At 52.4% G+C, this 20445-nt stretch carries 23 protein-coding genes; 7 read left to right on the forward strand and 16 right to left on the reverse strand.

Going from position 1 to position 20445, the window contains the following annotated elements:
• Positions 1-163: 163 nt before the first annotated feature.
• Positions 164-367: a cold-shock protein gene (locus tag CMUST_RS14400; protein ID WP_047263091.1), complete on the reverse strand. Its 204-nt coding sequence runs from the start codon at positions 365-367 to the stop codon at positions 164-166.
• A 296-nt stretch (positions 368-663) separates the two neighbouring features.
• On the opposite strand from CMUST_RS14400, the gene CMUST_RS14405 reads away from it, so the two are divergent.
• Positions 664-3003, forward strand: a complete 2340-nt coding sequence (locus CMUST_RS14405) for a DEAD/DEAH box helicase (RefSeq protein WP_047263092.1) — start codon at positions 664-666, stop codon at positions 3001-3003.
• On the opposite strand, the gene CMUST_RS14410 is transcribed toward CMUST_RS14405, so the two are convergent.
• The 10 genes from CMUST_RS14410 to CMUST_RS14455 all read right to left on the reverse strand — a co-directional run bounded on the left by CMUST_RS14410 (position 3000) and on the right by CMUST_RS14455 (position 11385).
• Complete coding sequence (locus tag CMUST_RS14410) at positions 3000-3326, reverse strand: Rv3654c family TadE-like protein (RefSeq protein ID WP_047263093.1); 327 nt, start codon at positions 3324-3326, stop codon at positions 3000-3002. The two genes, CMUST_RS14405 and CMUST_RS14410, sit on opposite strands and share 4 nt — an antisense overlap.
• A gap of 2 nt (positions 3327-3328) precedes the next feature.
• A complete protein-coding gene (locus tag CMUST_RS14415; RefSeq protein ID WP_047263094.1) occupies positions 3329-3637 on the reverse strand; it encodes a hypothetical protein in 309 nt (102 codons plus the stop codon).
• Positions 3638-3639: 2 nt separating this feature from the next.
• Entirely contained in the window at positions 3640-3858 is a 219-nt protein-coding gene (locus tag CMUST_RS14420; RefSeq protein WP_047263095.1) for a DUF4244 domain-containing protein, read from the reverse strand.
• Between the two features lie 25 nt (positions 3859-3883).
• A complete protein-coding gene (locus tag CMUST_RS14425; RefSeq protein ID WP_052844813.1) occupies positions 3884-4495 on the reverse strand; it encodes a type II secretion system F family protein in 612 nt (203 codons plus the stop codon).
• The gene (locus CMUST_RS14430; protein WP_052844814.1) at positions 4492-5307 is read right to left on the reverse strand and encodes a type II secretion system F family protein; all 816 of its coding nucleotides are present in this window, start codon (positions 5305-5307) and stop codon (positions 4492-4494) included. The genes CMUST_RS14425 and CMUST_RS14430 overlap by 4 nt, the downstream gene beginning before the upstream one ends.
• The gene (locus CMUST_RS14435; RefSeq protein ID WP_047263096.1) at positions 5304-6470 is read right to left on the reverse strand and encodes a TadA family conjugal transfer-associated ATPase; all 1167 of its coding nucleotides are present in this window, start codon (positions 6468-6470) and stop codon (positions 5304-5306) included. Before CMUST_RS14435 ends, CMUST_RS14430 begins: the two co-directional genes overlap by 4 nt.
• On the reverse strand, positions 6470-7549 hold the full coding sequence (gene ssd, locus CMUST_RS14440) for a septum site-determining protein Ssd (protein ID WP_047263097.1): 1080 nt from the start codon (positions 7547-7549) through the stop codon (positions 6470-6472). The genes CMUST_RS14435 and ssd overlap by 1 nt, the downstream gene beginning before the upstream one ends.
• 167 nt (positions 7550-7716) lie before the next feature.
• Positions 7717-8451, reverse strand: coding sequence for an ABC transporter ATP-binding protein (locus tag CMUST_RS14445; RefSeq protein WP_047263098.1), 735 nt, complete (start codon positions 8449-8451; stop codon positions 7717-7719).
• 32 nt (positions 8452-8483) lie between these two features.
• The gene (locus CMUST_RS14450) at positions 8484-10772 is read right to left on the reverse strand and encodes an ABC transporter permease (protein ID WP_047263099.1); all 2289 of its coding nucleotides are present in this window, start codon (positions 10770-10772) and stop codon (positions 8484-8486) included.
• Entirely contained in the window at positions 10747-11385 is a 639-nt protein-coding gene (locus tag CMUST_RS14455) for a TetR/AcrR family transcriptional regulator (protein ID WP_047263704.1), read from the reverse strand. Before CMUST_RS14455 ends, CMUST_RS14450 begins: the two co-directional genes overlap by 26 nt.
• Positions 11386-11667: 282 nt before the next feature.
• Here CMUST_RS14455 and CMUST_RS14460 point away from each other — a divergent pair, with 282 nt between their 5' ends.
• Entirely contained in the window at positions 11668-12492 is an 825-nt protein-coding gene (locus CMUST_RS14460) for an HAD family hydrolase (RefSeq protein WP_047263100.1), read from the forward strand.
• Here the strand turns inward: CMUST_RS14460 and CMUST_RS14465 are convergent.
• Positions 12489-13151, reverse strand: a complete 663-nt coding sequence (locus CMUST_RS14465; RefSeq protein WP_047263705.1) for a hypothetical protein — start codon at positions 13149-13151, stop codon at positions 12489-12491. The genes CMUST_RS14460 and CMUST_RS14465 overlap by 4 nt on opposite strands.
• Before the next feature lie 117 nt (positions 13152-13268).
• On the opposite strand from CMUST_RS14465, the gene CMUST_RS14470 reads away from it, so the two are divergent.
• From CMUST_RS14470 to CMUST_RS14480, 3 genes are all read left to right on the forward strand, one after another.
• Positions 13269-13769 (forward strand): phage holin family protein, encoded by a 501-nt coding sequence (locus tag CMUST_RS14470; protein WP_047263101.1) that lies wholly within the window; start codon positions 13269-13271, stop codon positions 13767-13769.
• 41 nt (positions 13770-13810) lie between these two features.
• Entirely contained in the window at positions 13811-14755 is a 945-nt protein-coding gene (locus CMUST_RS14475) for an alpha/beta fold hydrolase (protein ID WP_047263102.1), read from the forward strand.
• A gap of 137 nt (positions 14756-14892) precedes the next feature.
• Complete coding sequence (locus CMUST_RS14480) at positions 14893-16095, forward strand: HNH endonuclease (RefSeq protein WP_047263103.1); 1203 nt, start codon at positions 14893-14895, stop codon at positions 16093-16095.
• An 82-nt stretch (positions 16096-16177) separates the two neighbouring features.
• On the opposite strand, the gene CMUST_RS14485 is transcribed toward CMUST_RS14480, so the two are convergent.
• From CMUST_RS14485 to nth, 4 genes are read right to left on the reverse strand one after another with little or no spacing between them, the layout of a single operon-like run.
• Entirely contained in the window at positions 16178-17383 is a 1206-nt protein-coding gene (locus CMUST_RS14485; RefSeq protein ID WP_047263104.1) for a MarP family serine protease, read from the reverse strand.
• Positions 17384-17404: 21 nt separating this feature from the next.
• Complete coding sequence (locus CMUST_RS14490; RefSeq protein WP_047263105.1) at positions 17405-18142, reverse strand: NUDIX hydrolase; 738 nt, start codon at positions 18140-18142, stop codon at positions 17405-17407.
• A complete protein-coding gene (locus CMUST_RS14495) occupies positions 18139-18669 on the reverse strand; it encodes a TlpA disulfide reductase family protein (protein ID WP_047263106.1) in 531 nt (176 codons plus the stop codon). Before CMUST_RS14495 ends, CMUST_RS14490 begins: the two co-directional genes overlap by 4 nt.
• 3 nt (positions 18670-18672) lie before the next feature.
• Positions 18673-19401, reverse strand: coding sequence for an endonuclease III (gene nth, locus CMUST_RS14500; protein WP_047263107.1), 729 nt, complete (start codon positions 19399-19401; stop codon positions 18673-18675).
• 43 nt (positions 19402-19444) lie between these two features.
• On the opposite strand from nth, the gene CMUST_RS17145 reads away from it, so the two are divergent.
• Both CMUST_RS17145 and glxR read left to right on the forward strand, forming a co-directional pair.
• On the forward strand, positions 19445-19573 hold the full coding sequence (locus tag CMUST_RS17145) for a hypothetical protein (protein WP_269082583.1): 129 nt from the start codon (positions 19445-19447) through the stop codon (positions 19571-19573).
• Between the two features lie 163 nt (positions 19574-19736).
• Positions 19737-20420: a CRP-like cAMP-activated global transcriptional regulator GlxR gene (gene glxR, locus CMUST_RS14505; RefSeq protein WP_047263108.1), complete on the forward strand. Its 684-nt coding sequence runs from the start codon at positions 19737-19739 to the stop codon at positions 20418-20420.
• Positions 20421-20445: the final 25 nt, after the last annotated feature.

Raw genomic sequence — 20445 nt, forward strand, 5'->3', positions numbered from 1 at the left:
ACAAAAATATTTCCGCCATTTAGCCACGGTATCGGCATATCGACGTCGTTTAACCCCTGCAACCCACATAAAAATATCCCAAACATAAACCATGCAAACTACACGGAATAGTTGGGGATACCTAAGCGCGACGGTGCAACCGATCACGCATCAATCGTCTCGGTTACAGTGCCCGGACACCAAGCGCCTGTGGGCCTTTTGCGCCATCGCCGACCTCAAATTCAACCAATTGGTTTTCCTCCAACGACCGGAAACCGTTGCCCTGAATCTCCGAGTAGTGGACGAACACGTCGGCCGAACCGTCCTCTGGTGCGATGAAGCCGAAGCCCTTTTCAGCGTTGAACCACTTTACAGTGCCCTTAGCCATAGTATTTTCCTTCATGTGTTGCTATTTTTCGGTGCGTGGCCCGAGGGATTAAAACAAGGTCGATCACGTATCACGCACACTTAACGCAGCGGTCAAGCTTCCGCTGAACCTCAATGGCACAATTTTGGTTATCCATTAAGGTGGCAAAAAATCACGTTGCTAAAATGCCTCTAGGATTGGGTACCTAGTGTGGCGACCTTCATCCAAGTGTTCCACGTTTGGCAACAAAACGGGAGGGCTAGCCAAACAAAACGGCACAACCTGCAGGTCACCGGCGATAAATTAAAGGAGCAGCCATGCCCCAGCCTAGCCCCAAAGTAGGGTACCACCTCGGCGCAGAGCTCATCGACGCCCTGCGTAATCGCTTCCCCAACTCCGCCTGCACCCACCTACGCACCATACCCGCCACACAAGCTGAATACGCACCTTGGCCCCACTGGATTCACCCCAGCGTTAAAGAAAAACTACTCCACTCGGGCATCACTGCACCGTACTCCCACCAAGCCGCAGCCGCAGACAGCGCCTATCACGGCAACCACACTGTTATCGCAACTGGCACCTCATCCGGAAAATCACTGAGCTACTACCTACCAATATTGAGTACTCTTGCCACCAATCCAACAGCATCTGCGTTGTACATCACCCCCACAAAAGCATTAGGCTCGGACCAATTATCCAACGCAACTGTACTAATACGTGGGATTAGTGAACTTAATTCCGTCCATCCCGCACCTTATGACGGCGATACTTTAGTAGAAGCCCGCACCGCTATCCGCGACACCTCACGCTTCATTTTCACCAACCCGGACATGCTGCATAGCGCAATCCTGAGCAACCACCACAAATGGGGTCGGTTACTGCGCAGCCTGCGGTTCATCGTGATTGACGAATGCCACAGCTACCGTGGCGTATTCGGTGCACATGTCTCGTTGGTTTTGCGTAGGCTACTAAGGATCGCTCGCACATACGGCAGCAATCCGACGGTGATACTCGCTTCCGCCACCACCGCCACCCCAGCTGAGCATGCGAGCAGACTCATCGGTGCCCCCGTTACGGCAATAACAACTGATACCGCCCCCGTTGGGGCACGCACAATCGCATTGTGGGAACCTGGCTTCCTTGAGGGTGCCACGGGTGAACGTGGCGCCCCAGTGCGTCGACCCGCACCCACTGAAGCAGCAGGAATGATGGCAACTTTGGTGACAGAAGGAGCACGCACCCTCACCTTTGTACGGTCGCGGGCACAAGCGGAACTAGTGGCGCTTAAAACACAAGAGGAACTTAATAGCCACGGCCGGTTCGACCTCAGCAACCGGATCGCATCCTATCGCGCAGGCTACCTAGCCGAGGATCGCCGCGCTCTTGAGCAACGACTTGACGACGGGACTCTGCTCGGTGTGGCCACTACCAATGCACTCGAACTAGGAATCGATGTTGGTGGCCTAGATGCAGTTATCACCGCTGGATTTCCAGGAACCATAGCCAGCTTCTGGCAACAAGCAGGGCGGGCTGGCCGACGAGGCCAAAGCTCCATCATCGTGCTGATCGCCCGAGATGACCCACTCGACACGTACCTCATCCACCACCCAGAGGCGCTTTTGGATCAACCTGTAGAATCAGCAGTGTTCAATCCCGCCAATCCCTACATCTTGGCAGGTCACCTCTACTGCGCAGCCTTGGAAGCACCACTCACTGATACCGAAATCTCCGAGCTGCAAGCAGAGCAAGTGGCGGCGTCCCTAGCCCAACAAGGAGTACTTCGCCAACGCAATAACGGTTGGTTTGCCACGTTGCCCCCAGGTGCAACCGACCCACATGCGTTGGTATCCTTACGCGGTTCTGGCAATCATGTAACTATCGTGGATAGTGACGATGGCAGGATACTTGGCACGATTGACCAAGCACAGGCCAGCTCTCAGGTACATCCCGGCGCGGTTTATCTGCATCAAGGCGAAAGCTTCGTTGTGGATTCGCTTGACTTGGATAGCATGATCGCCCTCGTACACCCAGAGATTCCCGATTACTACACCCACGCCCGTTCCACCACCGATATCCGTATCGTTCGTGAACCAGAACATGTCCACAACCCAGCCACTGGTTTGTGGGTGTCACATCTCGATGTCGAAGTAACCAACCATGTGGTCGGATACATGATGAAAAGTTTTAGTGGCGATGTCATAGCCACCGTACCGCTGGAATTACCACCCCAGACTTTGGTGACCAAGGCCGTCGCGTACACCATCGATCCTGCGGTGTTGGATGGGTTAAAAATTGACGACATTCCTGGCACGTTGCATGCTGCGGAACATGCCGCGATTGGACTGCTGCCGCTTTTAGCCACCTGCGACCGGTGGGATATTGGTGGCGTATCAACTCCGCTTCATGTGGATACGGGGCTACCCACAGTATTCGTTTATGACGGACATCCTGGTGGTGCAGGTTTTGCCGAATGTGGTTTCATGCGGTTTGGTGAGTGGATTGCCGCAACGTATGATGCAGTTCGCTCATGTGTGTGCGATTCTGGCTGCCCATCGTGCGTCCAGTCGCCTAAATGTGGAAATGGGAATTCTCCGCTGGATAAAGCAGGTGCGATCAAGCTTTTAGGGGCATTATGCACGATGCTTGATGCAGGTTAACGCGGACCAGCTCGTGCGGTGGCGGTAGCGGAATTCTCAACCACGATAACAGTAACGTCGCTACCAAACACTGAGCATTTGTAGATGGTTGCTTGGTTTAACTGCGCGATATAGTCAGCTTTTCTGCAGGGGTGTTCACCGGAATACACCGCCCAGGCGCCTGCAACTGCCGCCAAATCAGCCGCGACTTGGGCACGATGGCTGGCAATTGTGGTGTTAATTAATGAAGCGATAACTAAAAGTACGGCGGACAAGGCTGCGATCAGGCCAGCGGTGGTTACTGTCGCGCTTCCAGCTTCATCGTGGATCATAGTGTGCCGCATAGTTACTGCTCCATTGGGAAGATAGCCTGGGCTGTCATGGTTCCCAACGGGGCGGGAACGGCAGCGCTGGCCGTAGCAAGACCAGCATGTTCCGTGACTGTTATGGTTCCTCGTGGCGGTTGGTAGTCGGTGCCAATCGCGTAGGCACGTGCCGCTGCACCAGCGATGTCAATAGCGGAAAGGTATGCCGCTAATGTCATTATTCCTGCCACCATCAATGAGAAAACCACGATGAGGGCACTTAAAGCGATGGCAGTTTCCACCGTGGTAGAGCCCTCATCCTCGGTAAAAATGACACCGACGTTTCTCATGTTTATGCCGGCGACTTGCTTAGCGCGTTGGTGATGATGGACTCCAACGCATCGGAAACGGAACCTGATGTGACAACCAAGTACAGTGCTCCGGCAAGCGCGGCTGCAGCGAGTGCGCCCATCGCGTATTCGATGGTTGTAGAGCCTTCGTCGTCGGCAAGTAGGTCCGGTACGTGCCAAGTGGTCCAGGCATGAATGATAGTTGAAAAAATTTTTTCCATGATGAATTCCTTTCTCTGGTGAGATTTATGTAGTGATGATTTTTAGTCCGAGTTCCAACACAACTGGTGCCAGCCCGAGAAGGAAGAACGCGGGTAGATAGCAGAGGGTAAGCGGCAATGCTATGAGAACGCCTGCACGTTCAGCGCGCGCAGTGGCATGGTCATTGGCATCTTGACGCAGCTTTTCCGCACCATCGCGGTACCCTTGCGCGAGCGCCGCCCCGGATCGTTGCGAGTTGGCAGCCAGCGTCGCAACATGTGCGTAATGGGAATCGGAATAGAGTTCCGCCCACGCTTTTTCAGCTGATATTCCAAGTTCCAAAAGACTCGCTGTCCGGTGCCAGCTTGGGGAATTACTCGCGGTTGCTACCGCAGCCGCTGCATGAGCTGGGCTCAACCCAGCTTCGACACAAGCGGCATATAATTCCAAGTCGGCGGCGGCCGCGACCGGATCCGTATCTGTTTTAGGTGTACGTCTATGCAGTTTGTTATATAGCCGATAAAGCGTGGATTGAAGCGGCCCATCGCGTATCTTTGTGCCGATTGGTTTTTCGGTCGTGGTGGATATGCGCAGCGCTGGGTTCGGACCAGCTAGCATTATCGCGCAGCCTGCCAGTAAAGCAGCAATGATTATCATGTTGTTGCCCTTTCGATAATGCGGCGTGACCACAGCACCCCAGCGCATTCGCAACCCATTCCCAGAATGAGGATGGCTCCACCCACCCCGCCGCCGAATAAGAAACCGGGAGCGTCGACACCTAGTGCATAACCCATGCCGATGCCCAACAGAGGCAGCGCCGCCAGAATGATCGCGCTTACAGTCGCACCTTGGATACTCGCCCGCATTCGGGCGTCATGGCGCATCTTGTGGTTAATCTGCTCGTGGAGATGACGCAAAATCTTGGTCATACTAATGCCGTGTTGTTCTGCTATGTCCCACATGCAACCTAGTTGTTGAAGATGACGGTTTTTCGATGTACAGAGGTACCAACTGCCAGCACCACCAATTGCGGCATGGCTGAGTGCCACTGCTATGTCGGCGTGTATATGAGCCTCATCTACCTGTTCGCTTGCTGTTTTCAAGGAGTTAATAACACTTGCACCTGCCGATAACTCAGCTATTGCGGCTTCAAGTAACTGCACTATCTGTTCATTTTGGGTACGAAGTACCCGCTGCGCCGTGATGGAACGCAGTACCACCACCATGGTGGTGGTACCGATGAGACATGCGATGACGAGCGAAACAGGGATTGAAATGAGCTGATTGGTCAGAAAAACACCGACAGCCACTACCAACGCTATGCCTGCGGGTGGCGCTTCTGAGAGTCGCTTGAATGTCTCACGCCATGGCGAAACGCCCGTGGCAGCGATGCGGTGTTTTGGTGGGGGCGGTGTCGCTATCAGGATGGCTACAGCGAAGAGCAAAGAACACGTTGTTATCGGGTTCATCGACACCGCCCCCAGTCGATATGTGGAGCGGAGGAATCTGAAATGTTCCATAGGATTTCGACAGTGGTGGGAAAACTTTTTAATATCCCGATTTGGTTTAGGCGCCGTCGTCCATCGGCTAAACGTTTCATTACTAAGATCACTGGCGATGCTGCGGCAAGCTGCGACATGAGCGCGTCACGTTGCATTCCGCCTTGTGCAGCGAGTGCTTCCAGGCGAGCAGGCACTTCTGTGATCGAATTTGCATGAATCGTTCCAGCACAGCCATCGTGGCCGGTATTGAGCGCAGCAAGCAGATCAATAACTTCGACACCACGGATTTCGCCAACAACGATGCGGTCGGGTCGCATCCGAAGTGACTGTCGCAATAAGTCAGCCATGGTGACTTCACCGTGGCCTTCGGTATTAGCCCCACGGGAAATAAGGTTGAGGACGTGTGGGTGCTGCGGTCGTAATTCGGCGGTGTCCTCAATACAGATGATTCGTTCTTTCGGATCAACCTCGCCTAATAGCGCAGTCAGCATGGTGGTTTTCCCGCTGCCGGTTCCGCCCACAACAATGAAGGACCGCCTAGCCGCAACCAATTCTTTAAGATTTATAGCTGTTGAATCATTAATGCTGTGTTTTTCAATGAGTGTTTCCAATCGGGCATCAGCTTGCCGAAGCACCCGCAACGAAATGCAGGTTCCCGCTTGTACAGGTGGAGATAATATGGCGTGAACACGTATTGTTGTGCCGTCCGGTCGAAGCAAGAATCCGTTTGCGAAGCATTGCGCCTCATCAATACGACTGCCCGCTGCAGTTATTAACCGGGTTGCCAATTGGCGTACCTGCTGTTCGGAACTAAATCGAACCGCTGCTTGTTCCAGGCCGTTGCCTCGGTCGTACCATACAGTGCCAGTGCCGTTGACAAGAATGTCCGTGACATTCGGAATTGCCATGATTTGTTCTAATTGACCAATTCCAACGGAGTCGTGACGCAGTTTCCTCAAGACTGCCAATACATCGCTGTCGCTTAAAATCCCGCCTGCTTCAGCACGAACTAAGCGGGCTATTGCTTCCGGATCTGGGATTGTCGTGGGATCAACCGCCGTTTGTGCAGCGAGCGTATGCTGGACTTTCTCGGTGATTGCTTCAAGGTCAAATGTGGTTGCGCCGGGCATTATGCCACCTGCCGAGCTGGTTGGTCATCGTAGTATTTCGCCGCAGCTTCTGCTATGGCTGTAGCCGCGAGCCGCAGTGGTTTTGGCTGTTGTATATGACTTAAACCAGCGGTTTCAATAAGGCGCGCGAGGCCAGCGGTTGTCCGAATTTCTACGGTAGGGCTGATACCGACGATGGCTTCCATGTCTTTGGTAGATAGCCCCGACCATCCTCTGTGCCGGATGCTTAGTCCGCAGGGAATCCTGTTACTTCGCAATTTAGCGACTATGCGCTGCGCATTTGCAGTTGCTCGAACTTCCGCAGGACTAATAATTTCCACGTAATCGCAGTGATCGGCAACGGTATTGAAAAACGGTGCATGACTCGGAAGATCTAGGATCACTTGGTATTTTGAGCTCAGAATCCGTATTGCAAGCTGTATTTTTTCCTCAGTTATTCCGCTGACTAACCCACCCCGCGCAGTTGTCAGTAGTGCGAGGCCATTGTCTGTTTGTGGCAAGGCGGTAACGATGTCAACGGGGTCAACCGTGGTGTCTGACAATCGCAAATCCGCCCATCTGATTCCCGCGCGCAATTCACAGCCAAGAAGTAAATCAATCCCCGCGGAATGTGGGTCGGTGTCGATAAGCACGGTTGGGATCTCGGTTGCGCTTTGAAGCGCAACGCTGGCTGCCAACGTAGAGGCTCCAACCCCACCAACTGATGCCGTCACAGCGATGATCGGATATCTGTCTGTCGGTTGCCTGGCAGCGGATTGATTGCCTAGTTCGCTTAGCAGTTGTTTCAATTCGGCAGGAATAATAAAGGCATTGATGGCACCGACATGTACAGCCAGTTTCCAATCAATGGGGCCAGGTTCGGCGAATAATAAAAATAGTTTTCCACTGGTACGGTACATCGCCGCGTGTGCGGCCGTGGTTGCGTCGACAAGCAGTGCGGATGCTTTAGGGGCATATCGGATAATGTCGCGCGGATCGGTGGTATCAACTATCTCCATTCCGGTTGCGGCAGCCACGCTGAGTGCCTCGGGATGGATAACCGGATCAGTGATGGCAACAAGGATAACTGGAGTGGTCATGCTTTAAGTCTTCGCCACATCCACGGCACTTTTGCTCTAGCATCACCATCCTGTGGATAACCCACCATATGGCTGATGTGTCCACAATTTTTCTGTGGAATTTTATCCTCTCAGATCACATACGTACCACCAGCAACAGGCTTGCGGGTGGTACGCACCCCCGCTCGTCACACCCCCTGACGGGCCATCACTGCCATCACTGTTTCCAACCGCATCGATTCGGAAGCCGGATCGTAGGTTCCCAACCACACATCTTCTGCTATCTGACCATCAGCAAGCACCAAAACCCGCTGCGCATGACTAGCCACCAGGGGATCGTGTGTAACCAATATGATCGTTGTTCCAGCACCATGAATATCGTGCAGCAAGGACAAAATCTGGACAGATGTTGCGTGATTAAGAGCACCAGTGGGTTCGTCACCGAAAATAATTGCCGGTTCATTTATAAGTGCCCGACAAATCCCGGCGCGTTGCAACTGACCACCAGATACTTCCGAGATCGCCCGATCCCCCAATTCCCCAATACCCATGCGCTCCAACAGGCCATTTGCTAACTGTGTTACTTCCTGGCGTTGCCGTTTCGCAGCCAAGAATCCTGGCAAAATAATGTTATCGCGCACGCTTATCGACGGTAGAAAATGCGGCTGCTGAAAAACAAACCCTATATTTTGTAACCGAAATTGTGCCCGCTGTTGGTCTGTTAAAGCGGTTATTTCCGTGCCCTTTAGCTGCACAGATCCTCCGGTAGGACAATCAAGCCCACTGAGAATATGCAGCAGGGTAGATTTACCTGAGCCGCTTGGCCCCATGATCGCAACGAATTGTTCCTGCGGTATATCTACATCAATTCCCGCTAAAACCTGACTGTCATAGGTTTTTGTTATATTTTTGGCTTGCAGCATCGTTTTTCCTTCGTTCTTGTTTTAAGTCGCCGCTATGCAGGAGTGATTTTCTTTGCGGCAATCAGGGTGGCAACAACCATCACACCGAGCACCAGAGCGGGCAGGAGTATATAGCTGATCACAGGATTCGGTAGTAATTGCACACCTGGCGCGCCCACAAGTCCCAATGCGGAAGATAACAACGCAGTTCCGCCGAAAGCTGCGACGATCACCCCTATTCCGATTCCTATAATTCCAACCGTGAAAAATCGCGCAAGGTACTGCCCAATGATGGTTCTTCTACTGGCTCCGATCATATAGAGGGTACTGATTTGGCCCCGTTCTTGAGCGAATACCAAGATCAGAAACAATACAGTCATCAAAAACACTAAGCCGAGCGCCGCCCCTGCGGACAGCGCCACAATGATCGAGATTTGACCGGTAGTCGCACCAAGCGTTTGTCGGGTGTAGTCAGCAACATCGGTGATCGTGGCGAAGGGGAATTCCTCACTTAAAGCTTGTGTTTTGGCAGCGATATCCACGCCAGGTTTCACGGTTACATACATCACTTGCCATAGTGTGGGCGCATCGGTGGCAAAGGTGGCTTTAGCGGTTCGCCCGCCGTTTGTAATGTCTTGGTAGATTCCGCTAACCCGCACGTTGCGTTTGTCTGTGCCATCGGTTATCTGGATTTCTTGCCCCACCACCGCTTCTAGTTCCTGCGCCTGGTTGACTGAGACTGCTATTTCCGTCTCAGTAGTCGGGGCAACCCCACTGGTGTAATTCAATGGAAATACGGAATGATCGCCTCGCTCTACCACAATGTTTTCCCAACCTTCTGACCCTAAAACTTGAAGCCGGTTGGTCACAAGCGACACGCTTTCCGCTATATCCTCATCAGTTTGTATTTCCGCGGAAAGTTCCGAGAAATCCACACCACTACCAGCGCGGACGTCAATTCGGATATCAGACTTACCGATACCCAAATAGGTTGAGAAATTCGCGTTGTTGAAGGTGGCTAGGAGAGAGACGGGGAAAACCAACAGGAACGTAGCGACGGCAATCACCGCGACGAGTAATGCGTGAGATTTTTCAGTTGCTGCCGTCAAACCAAGCCAGATATTTGCTGGCAACATTCTACTGTTGCCCAAACGGAACTGACGTCTCCAGGTTCGGCGCTCAGTTCCGCTTCCTGCTAACACTTCAGTTGGGCTGACATGATCGAGTCGGCGTAAGAGCAACCAACAAAACGCAGCCACGATGAGTGGCACCACGAACGCTGCCACGATCGGCGGCGCAACCGTCGTAAAGCTTTGCGACGGTTTACCCAGGTACAATAAGACGGGTTTCATGGCCAGCCGGGTCAAGCCAACAGCCGCCACCGCCCCAATGAGGGTACCAATAACCGATAACACCAAATATTTCATGATGTACATGCGTTTAATCGCCCTACCTGGTGCGCCAATTGCCTTGAGAGTACCAATGTGCTGTATGTCATTGACAATGGACGTGATAAACGCAAACCGCAACGCCAAAACCGCGATACAAACCAGTAGCAATGCAATGCACAAGGCAAGCACTGCAGTAATCAACGTGGTGAGCGCATTCATAAGCTTCAACACTGCAGCGTCGATAGCAACACCCTGGGCAGGTAATTGTGCCTGGGTGTAGGCGTCTTGGATCGTACTGATGCTGGCATCATCAGCAACCATAAACTCAATGAGGTATTCGCTCTCAAGCCCCTTGTTGGCGAAATACTCGAAGTCTTCTGGGTGCACCACTAGCCGTTTGGAGGTAACCATTGACGGATTCATTTGCATGTCCCTGGCAAACCCCGCCACCCGCAGCCGTTTTTCTTCTCCTGCGATTGCGACGAGCATCTCATCACCTAAATCGGCGGTCCCCACTGCACTGTAATGTACTGGCAATATCACTTCCCCCGGCTCAGGTTGTACCCGCTGACCTGTTTCAGTGAGAAGAAAATCGAATTTTTCTGATGGTGTGACCAACGCCGGTTCAAGCACAGAGTCCGATTGTGAGGTGCCCGCCAGCCACAAACCATCAGGCGGGATTGGTAGGGTGCGAATGATCTGCACATCATCAATACCTGATTGGGACTGTGCCCAATCATAGATTCCTTGCTCATCGAGCGGACCAGCATGCATCTGCATCAAATCGGGTGGTTGCGCTTTATTCCACATTGCCGAAACCGCGCCAAAAGTTTGACTGGTCATAGCGGTTCCACTGATTACCAAAGTCGCCGCCACCGCTATCAGCAAGGTGAGGGTAATCGACAATGGAATACTTCGTCTAAAATCACCGATGAGAATTTGTCGCCACATGATCATCCTTAACCAAAAAGGCCGTTAACGTACCCGAGGAAAGCTGCAAGAGACGTTCGGCAGCAACAAATAACCCCATCAGACGCGCCGAACTAAGCTCCACAGATGCCGGGAAGAACCCGTGATCCGGCAAAATAAAACCTGCAGTGAGCAGAATTTCAGCATCCCGCAAAGGCTGCGGTGACGAACAACTGCCTGCAGTAACCCCCTCCGCAATCACATCGCCAAGAATCGGTGCGAGCTTTTCGACGGTTTTAGTTACCGACTGGATATGAAATTCCGCATTTGGCGCCTCATGCATATCCGAGACAAGACTTCGCGCCGGGCCTGAAACCTGCGCGGCTTGAACCACCCGAAGAAATTTCATTGGAAAATCTATTACCTCATTCGCCACCAACTGCGCCTGATGCGCAATTTCCCCTGCCGTTCGGTCAATAATCTGCATCATAATGTCAGTTTTGCTGTGAAAATGGTAATACAACGTGCCCCGGGCGATGCCGGTCGCAGCCAAAATATCCTCAATGGTGGCTTCCTGGAATCCTTTGGTAACAAACAATTCCAAGGCCGCATCCAAGATTTGTTCTTTTTTACTCTTTCCTGATGGTGACGCCATAGTGATCGCTTCCACTAACTCCACAGTTCTCGACCGACTGTCGGTCTAAAAGCAAGTCTAGCAGTTCCCCTGTAATTGAGGGTGGAAATAATAAATAAAAGGGCGACCTGCGCTAAAGGGGGGGGGGTACTGCGCAGGTCGCCAACCCGGCCATTTCAAAAGGGGGGGGATCCGGCCGGGGCAGGCCGCACTGTATATCGGGGCCTTGCATCGCCCATTATGACATACCCACCAACCCCGGAGCAATCCGAACATACTAAACTCTTGACAAGGAGGTCATCGATGAGTACCAACACCAGCCGTGAAATCGCACAACACCCACCTGAGGTCGCCGCTTTCTTCGATCTTGATAAAACGATCATCGCAACCTCCTCCGCCTACGTCTACGGAAAAGAATTCCTCAATTCCGGCCTTATCAGCCCAGCCGAAGCACTTCACATGTCCATGTCCAAAGCCAGTTACATGTTTAGCGGACACTCAAGCGAACAAATGGACGCAACCCGAGACCACCTATCCAACCTGGTCACCGGATGGGATGTCGAACAAATCCGAACCATAGCAAACGAAACCATGCATTCCGTGGTTACCCCCACCATCTATGCCGAAGCCCGCGCACTCATCGCCGACCACAAAGCAGCTGGCCACGACGTCGTTATCATATCAGCCTCAGCGCGAGTCCTCGTCGAACCCATAGCCAAGGAACTCGGAGTCGCCACCGTCATTGCCACCGAACTTGAGGAAGAAAATGGCAAATTCACCGGCAATATCTCGTTCTACTGCAAAGGCGACGCCAAAGCTGAAGCCATTCTCAGCCTCGCCACTCGCAACAACTACGATCTCAGCAAAAGCTACGCCTATTCCGATTCGGCTACCGATCTACCTATGCTTCAACTCGTTGGTTTTCCCAATGCAGTCAATCCAGACCGAGCATTGCGGAGAACAGCCATAGAAAAGAACTGGACCATTCACGCCTTCCGCAATCCCATCCCGCTGATTCCCCTACCCAGCGGCAAGGACATCAGCATCGGCACCGGAGTAGTCGCAGGCATTGCCGCCCTCACCGCAGGAATATGGTGGTGGATGCGCACCAAAACCCCCACCACCTAAACAGCCGCAACAATTCCAGCCGCCTCGGTTGCCCCAGCAACCATCGCCTGCAAGTAAAACCGCACGAAATCTCGAACCCCATCCTGCCCCGAAAAACCAGCGATCAACTCAGCAAATTCCGCTTTTCGACGCCCAAACCACACCTCAGGAACCATCAACCCCAATGGATCAAACCCACCAGCAACCGCCGCAACACGACTAGCAACCTGAGCCACAACGCCGCTGCGCTCGTCGAAAAGCTGATAGGCGAGAATCTCCCCCAAAACCACCGCCGGAATCACCGCCTCATGAGGCTTTGACACCACGACTTTCCCCAATAGAGACAACCGCCTAGCCGCAGCCTCATCCCCTGGACGCCCATCACCGCCACAAAGCAGATCAATACGCGCCAACACCTGCAATGGAGCCCGAAGAAATGTCCGCGCCGTTTCCTCCCGTACCGCAGGGACAAGCACCCCAAACGCACTCAATGCCTCCAATTGGGACACCCAACCCGCCTGGGCGCATAGCTTCGCACCGCGGGCCACCGACTCCGAACACACAACCTGTTCCTGGCGCAACACCGGCGGACGCCGATACACCGCCCCAATAGCGGCAGACGCCTCCCCAATCAGCAGGCGCACTGATTCGTCAGCAGCAATATGACCCAAAACATCCATGATTGTTAAGGAGAATAAAGCAAAAAGGTAACAAAACCCAACAAAAATTCCCCTTCCACACAAATTCGTGGCACGATTGGCAGTAACTGATGAAAAATCCCGGAAGGAACAACCCACGTGAGCAACGACAACGGAATGTTTACCAACAACCCCGAAACCTTTAAAACACAGGTAAACTCCATCCCGCTTTCCGACGTCGACACCAACACCCAAGGCTCTATTGGGGAACTCGTCTCTAATGCCACCGAACAAATGTCTTCCTTGGTGCGTGCCGAGATCGAACTAGCCAAAGCAGAGCTACGCGGCGAAGTCAAAAAAGGCGTCATCGGTGGCGGACTCTTTGGCGTCGCTGGAGTCATTGCACTCTACAGCTCATTCTTCTTCTTTTTCTTCGTGGCAGAACTTCTCAGCCTCTGGATCGAACGCTGGGCCGCATTCCTGATTATCTTCCTTGTCATGATCATCACGGCCGCACTGCTAGCACTTTTAGGCTTCAAGAAAATCCGCAAGATCAAAGCCCCCACCAAAACGATCGAATCCGCCAAAGAGCTCAAAGAACTAGTACCAGGTAAAGCTGAAGAAAAACTCGACGCCAAGCGGCGCGGCATGTTCAGCTAACCAACCCCGAACCACGCCCCTTCCGTAACAACCGAAGGGGCGTGCCCGTTTTACTCCACCGGAAAGCCCCAACCGTGAAAAACCTCTCCCCCAATGTGGTAGCACTTGAAGGCGAATTCCACCACCACAACGTACATACCCGCGGTATCCGACTCCACGCAGCCACCGCTGGTGACCCCAGCAACCCAGCCATAGTGTTGCTCCACGATGCGGTTAGTTGTTGGACAGATTTTAAAGATGTCCTCCCCTTATTGGGGAAAATGGGGTTCCATGCAATCGCCATTGACTTTCGAGGATTCGGTATGTCGGATAAGCCCCCAACCGGATACGACCTACGCCACTTTACCGGCGACATCGCAGGCGCAATCCGCACCCTCGGGCATGAAAGCGCTCACCTTGTCGGCATGGGCACTGGTGCGACAATCGCCTGGACCATGGCCACAAGTCACCCAAATCATGTCGCATCCATCACCACCTGCGGGGCGATCCACCCAACGGATATGCGTCGTATAGTGCTACGCAAACCATGGCTATTTTCAAACCTCATTACAAACTCACTGCTTTTTCGCTTACCAACATCAGTCATCAGGCGGCTGTGTGCAAGCCACAGTCGATTCATCCGCCGCGATCTTCGCAATAACACCGGCCTAGAATTCCAACAAACCCCCCAATTCACCCAAAGCATCCGACTACGCGAAACCGCCTTGGCAATCACCAACACCCGCAACGCAATGATTCGCAGCTTTCGCCTCATGTTGCGGCAACCACCCATGAAGTGGCTGGGCGAAAAAATCCATGTTCCGGTCCACATGCTTGTCGACGATTCCCTGCAATCCGCAGCCCTAATCACTGCAGCACGCCACCGCTGCCTATTGGGGATTCGCCTGACCCAAATCCCCAAGACCCGACTTCAACCACACTTAGAAAACCCTCAGGCATTCACCTCATTCGTGGGTACTTTCGTCAAAGAAATAGAGCAGCACTAAATATTAGACTCAAAAACCTACCCTGTTGGTTCCCAAATTGCTTAAATTAGAACACCAGATGTGACCTGCACAAACATATTCTTAAAGTTGGCAGCAACTCTTGAAACATCGGATGCAAGTTACATACGGTTGAAGCTATGACTACCGCAATTGAGGAGTTCGCCGCAACCGCGCAAAGCGGCTCTCAATTATTGGCAGAATTGCTCACCACACAACTCACCAAGGACGAACTGGCCGTCACACTAGCAATCAGCCGAACCGAAGCCAGCCTATACTTCTCCGTTGCCAAAACATTCGATGCAGACGAACTTTCCTACGCATGCGAACGCAAGCTCTCATTTTCGAAAATGCGACTCATAGCTCGCACCGAACGCCAATTAGCAAACCCAGATGTCGATCGTCGAAAAGTACGAATTGAACTCATGGATTTTGCCCACACCGCCTCCGTCGACGAACTAAAAGAACACATCACACACACCATCGCCGAACTTAACGACGGACACAGCCGCTGCCGCAAATGGTACCTACGCTACTCAAACCAAGCCGATGCTGACGGCATGCGTCACGTCATCATGAAGCTTCCCAGCCATATCGCATCCCGTATGGCAACTTCATTGGAGCCCCAAGCAACTCACCTAGCAGCAACAGGCGAAGCTGTCGACAAATCAGAAGGACATGCGCGAGCCCTTGTCGATAGGGTGCTCAACGGATACAAACTCTCCTCATTAGAAAAAATCGAAGAAGGAGAAAACCCTGAAAACCCACGTGACCTAAGGCAACGTCCCTGCTTCCTCGTCCCCATAGCAGAAATCACCGAAAATATCGACGGCACCATCACTAACACCGATGGTGAAACAATCAACATTGAAACCATGGTCGACGCCAAACTCGCCGACTTTGGCTTTGCAGTCGTCAGCTATAAAGACCAAAACGGAATAGCCCGCCCACAAAAAGTCCTCGAAGTCAAAAGACTTGCCGATGCCAACGATCGATTCCTCAGCATCGTAAGCCACCTCATCTGCCAAAATCCGCACTGCCGAATACCCGCAGTACGATGCGAAATCCACCATATCACAGCCTTTTCACGCGGAGGCAGCACCACGGCTGACAACCTGTGCCCCCTATGCCGCGAGCACAACCTCCACAACGACGACGATCCCCAAAAACTCGTCCACGGGCGCGTCATGACAGACCCAAAAACCGGACTAACCTGGTACAAACTCCCCGACGGCACCCTCACCCGCAACAAATCAAACGCCAACCGACGAAACGCAATCCACCACGCCAACCGAATACTCACACCTGAATGCGAGCATTCCTGGTACCCAATGGAGGAATAACCCCACACATTTCATGACAACCGGCCGAGCCAATCATGGCATCGGCCTATAACTGCTGCCCATTGGGGCGTCGAAAAGCTGGCTACCTAATAACGCATTCCTGGGTATCCACTGGTTGCGCCAATTGGGAAATATTCCCCACCGCCTTTCGGACCTCCGCCGCAGTCAACGCATAACCAATATCCGACGCATCAGCACTCGCACCAAATACAACGCCGATCACTTCACCATCCAAATTCAACATTGGGCCACCAGAATTACCCTGGCGAATGGATCCACGTGCCGTGTAAGCCTCACGCTCCACTCTGCCTGAAGCATAAATATCAGGCCCGGCGATCAACAACCGATCCGAAATGCGAGCTGGGGCTGCCTCAAATGGTCCCGATTCCGGGAACCCCATCACGATCGCATCATCACCGGTGGACGACACCTTGTCAGCCCACCGCAGCGGATCGATCTTCATCTCATCTGAACGCAAAACCGCAATATCAAGCGATGGATCATAAAAAACGACTGTAGCTGTATGAGTTCCCAATACAGTGTCCAACCGCACCACCTCAGTTCCCGCAACAACATGAGCATTGGTGATCACATGGTTTCTATCTATAACAAAACCAGAGCCCATTAACCGGCGACCACAGGCCTGTGATTCCCCCAAAACATGCACAACCGACGGGCGCAGCCTCTCCACCAAAACAACATCCTCAATAGTGATTGCAGGAGCCTCAACCGCAACATTTTTCGCAGAGTTAAACGGAGAAATGAGCGGAGGCAGCCCAGTCTCCGACAGCATTGCCGAAACCCGGGTAGGCAAATTCGCCAAAAACGGCGGAGCAGCTTTATCCACGTATCCCAATATCTGAGAGCTCTTAATACCATTTGCAAATCCACCAGGCAGCCCAGTAACCAAAGGAATAGCAACCAACCAGGCAACCACCAAGCTCGCTAGCGCCTGAAACGCCGAGCCAATGATCGAATCGAAAATGAGCGACGAACGCCACCTAATCCGGTCTCGCAACGCTGAACCCAATGCGCCGCCCACCAAATTTCCCACCCCCACAAGAAAAAAAATGATGCCTATAGCAAGCAAAAACCGCAATGCTACCGATTCAGTCAGCTCCATCATCAACGGAGCAAACGCAGCACCACAAATCAGTCCAGCGATAACACCAACAGTAGACAGCACCGAGGCAAACGCACCCTGACGCCACCCCGCATATATTGCAAAAACCACAACAAGCGCAATAACAACGTCCACTATAAGACCGGATGTAGAAAAACTACTCACTTCGGGCCGATCCTGCCTTTCCTAAAAATGCCGCTCATTATTCCGCGAAGCAGCAATCATCTCCGCTAAATCGTAATAGGTATCTTCATCCCATGGCATATCCCAGCCTGCATGAGTTAAAAGCGCATTCAACATTCCACCTGTAAAACCCCATATAATATAATCACGAATTCTAAATGCCGGCCCGCGCCAAGCCCCCTTCGAAACCACCAACCGATTCTCAGGAGCAGCAAGTTCCCCAATAGGGACGCTAAAAACCGCATCTGCTTCCACTGGATTCACTACACCAACACCATCAAGGTTTTCCCGATACGCCACAATAGGGTGAACCGGATTCCCCGTCACCCTGATGTGCACTTCCGGCAATTGCGCCAATGGCGTGACGGTTGCTCGATTAAGTCCAGTTTCTTCCCACGCTTCTCGTAATGCCGCGTCAACAGGATTTCTATCTGTCGGGTCAATCCTGCCACCGGGGAATGCAATTTGGCCTGAATGCGCCCTCAAATGTGGGGAACGATGAGTCAGAAGAACACTGGCGTCTTTAGGTAAAACTGATGCGCTGGCTTCGCCTTGGAGAAGAATAAGAACCGCAGATTGTTTTGTCCTGTTTACCGGAACCATGGGCTCTAGGCTTTGTTCAAGAGTGTGGTTTACGTTACCGCTGCGGATTTCTCTCATTAGGGGACTGAGCCATTGGGGGTGCCTATTAGGCTCTAGCTTTATATTTTGTCCGGGTGAATCGTTGAAGTGATGGTTCATGAGTTGATGATTTCCCCAATAGAGGTGGTTAGGTCTTCATAGTCAGTAAATGCTCTGGTCAGTATGCCTTTTTGCTGTCCGTTGTGAAAGATGATGGTAATCGGTACGACGTTTGGCAAATTGTTGGCAGTTGCGAATTCATTGCGGTTGTCTTGATATGAGGGGATCTTTATATCTAGATCGTTGAGCATGTCCGCACCGTTAGTGGCGTTGGGGTCAGCGTGTACCCCAATGACATCCCATTGGGGGTTTTGGGCAGCTAGGTCGTCGAAAAGTGGCAACTCGTCGCGACATGGCGCGCACCACCATGCCCATAGGTTAACGATTGTTATTGGTGCTGGTTGGTGATGGTCTGTTTCTGCGCCTAGGCAGGGCAGGTTTATGTGGGTTTGGGGGCATTTTGGCCGTTGTGCGATGTGAGCAGTTTTGTGTTCTGTGGGTGGCTTGTCGTTTGGGATGGTCAGGCTAATGAGTGCGATCAGCCCGATACAGAATATGGCGATTGAGGCAATGATTGTATTTCGCATGGTTTATAGGGATGCTAGTTGGAGCAGGTGTTGTCGTTCTGCGGTGTCTGTTTTTATGCGGTTTTGTGCTCGTACTGGGTCAGTTTCCCCAATACCGTAGCTGGGACACATTTTTGCCAGGAAGCAGACTCCGCATGCTGGGTTGCGACTGTGGCAGAGGCGTCGGCCGTGGAAAATTACCCGGTGGGAAAATATTGTCCATTCTGATTTCCCCAATAGGGAGGAGATGTCCTTCTCGATTTTTTCTGGCGTATCTTCTTCAGTTAATTCGAAGCGTTTCACTATTCGCGCAAAGTGCGTGTCGACGCTGAGTGCGGGTTGTCCGTAGGCGTTTCCTAATACGACGTTGGCGGTTTTACGTCCAACTCCTGGCAGTTTTGTCAGTTGGTCGCGGGTGTCGGGAACTGTTCCATTGTGTTGTTTGACGAGTTGTTGTCCGAGTTGTATGAGTTGCTTTGTTTTAGTTGAGTGTAGTCCGGTGGGACGGATGATGGCTTGTAGATGCTCTGGTGTCGCGGCTGCTAGTGCTTGGGCTGTTGGGTATTCTGCGAAGAGGGTTGGGGTGACTTGGTTGACTCTAGTGTCGGTGCTTTGTGCAGATAGGATTGTGGCGATGAGTAGTTGGAGGGGGTTGTCGTAGTTGAGTTCGCAGCGCGCATTGGGGTAGCCACGGGCGAGTTCTTGGTTGAGTGTGGTGGCGCGGTTTTGGGTTTTGCACTGCGGTTGTGTCATGGTTATCACCCTATATTCTTTACGACGGGTTAAGGTAACAGGTATGACGATTGTTCTTGTGCTTGTGGTGCCGGTGATTTTTGCGGTTTTTCCATTGTGGATGGATCGTTTGGAAAACTGGGTTATGCGGCTTGACGACGACGAGGATGGCGCTTCGGCTGTTGTGGGCTAACTAACGTTTACCCCCTTTTTGGCCCCCTAATTCAACTTTTGTGACGAAACTGTTTTTTGGGATGCAATAGTGACGCACTACATAGTAGAGTTGGGGGAAATTACGAATGTTAGTCATTTGATTACTGTGCCATTCACCAAGAGAGCATGAGGAGCACTTCATCGTGGAAGGTGTGCAAGACATCCTATCGCGCGCTGGTATTTTCCAGGGCGTCGATCCAATCGCGGTTGCCAATCTGATTAATGATTTGGAGACCGTTCGGTTCCCTCGGGGGGCGACCATCTTTGAAGAGGGCGATCCTGGTGATCGACTGTACATTATCACGTCTGGCAAGGTGAAATTAGCTCGGCATGCCCCGGATGGACGGGAGAACCTATTGACGGTAATGGGGCCTTCCGACATGTTTGGCGAATTGTCTATTTTCGATCCGGGCCCTCGCACTTCCTCAGCAGTGTGTGTGACCGAGGTGCATGCAGCGACTATGAATTCTGACATGCTTCGGAAATGGATTGCGGATCATCCGGAGATTTCTGAACAGTTATTGCGGGTTTTGGCTCGTCGGCTGCGTCGCACAAATTCAGCTTTAGCTGATTTGATTTTCACGGATGTGCCAGGTCGGGTGGCTAAGACACTGCTTCAGCTTGCCAATCGATTCGGAACTCAAGAAGGTGGCGCGTTACGGGTTAACCACGATTTGACGCAGGAGGAGATTGCCCAGCTGGTGGGTGCTTCCCGCGAAACTGTAAATAAGGCGCTTGCGACGTTTGCTCATCGCGGTTGGATCAGGCTTGAAGGTAAGTCTGTCTTGATTGTGGACACGGAGCATTTGGCAAAGCGCGCCCGCTAAAAATTGAAACTGGCCCCCAAGTTGC

Source organism: Corynebacterium mustelae, from assembly GCF_001020985.1.
Classification (GTDB): domain Bacteria; phylum Actinomycetota; class Actinomycetes; order Mycobacteriales; family Mycobacteriaceae; genus Corynebacterium; species Corynebacterium mustelae.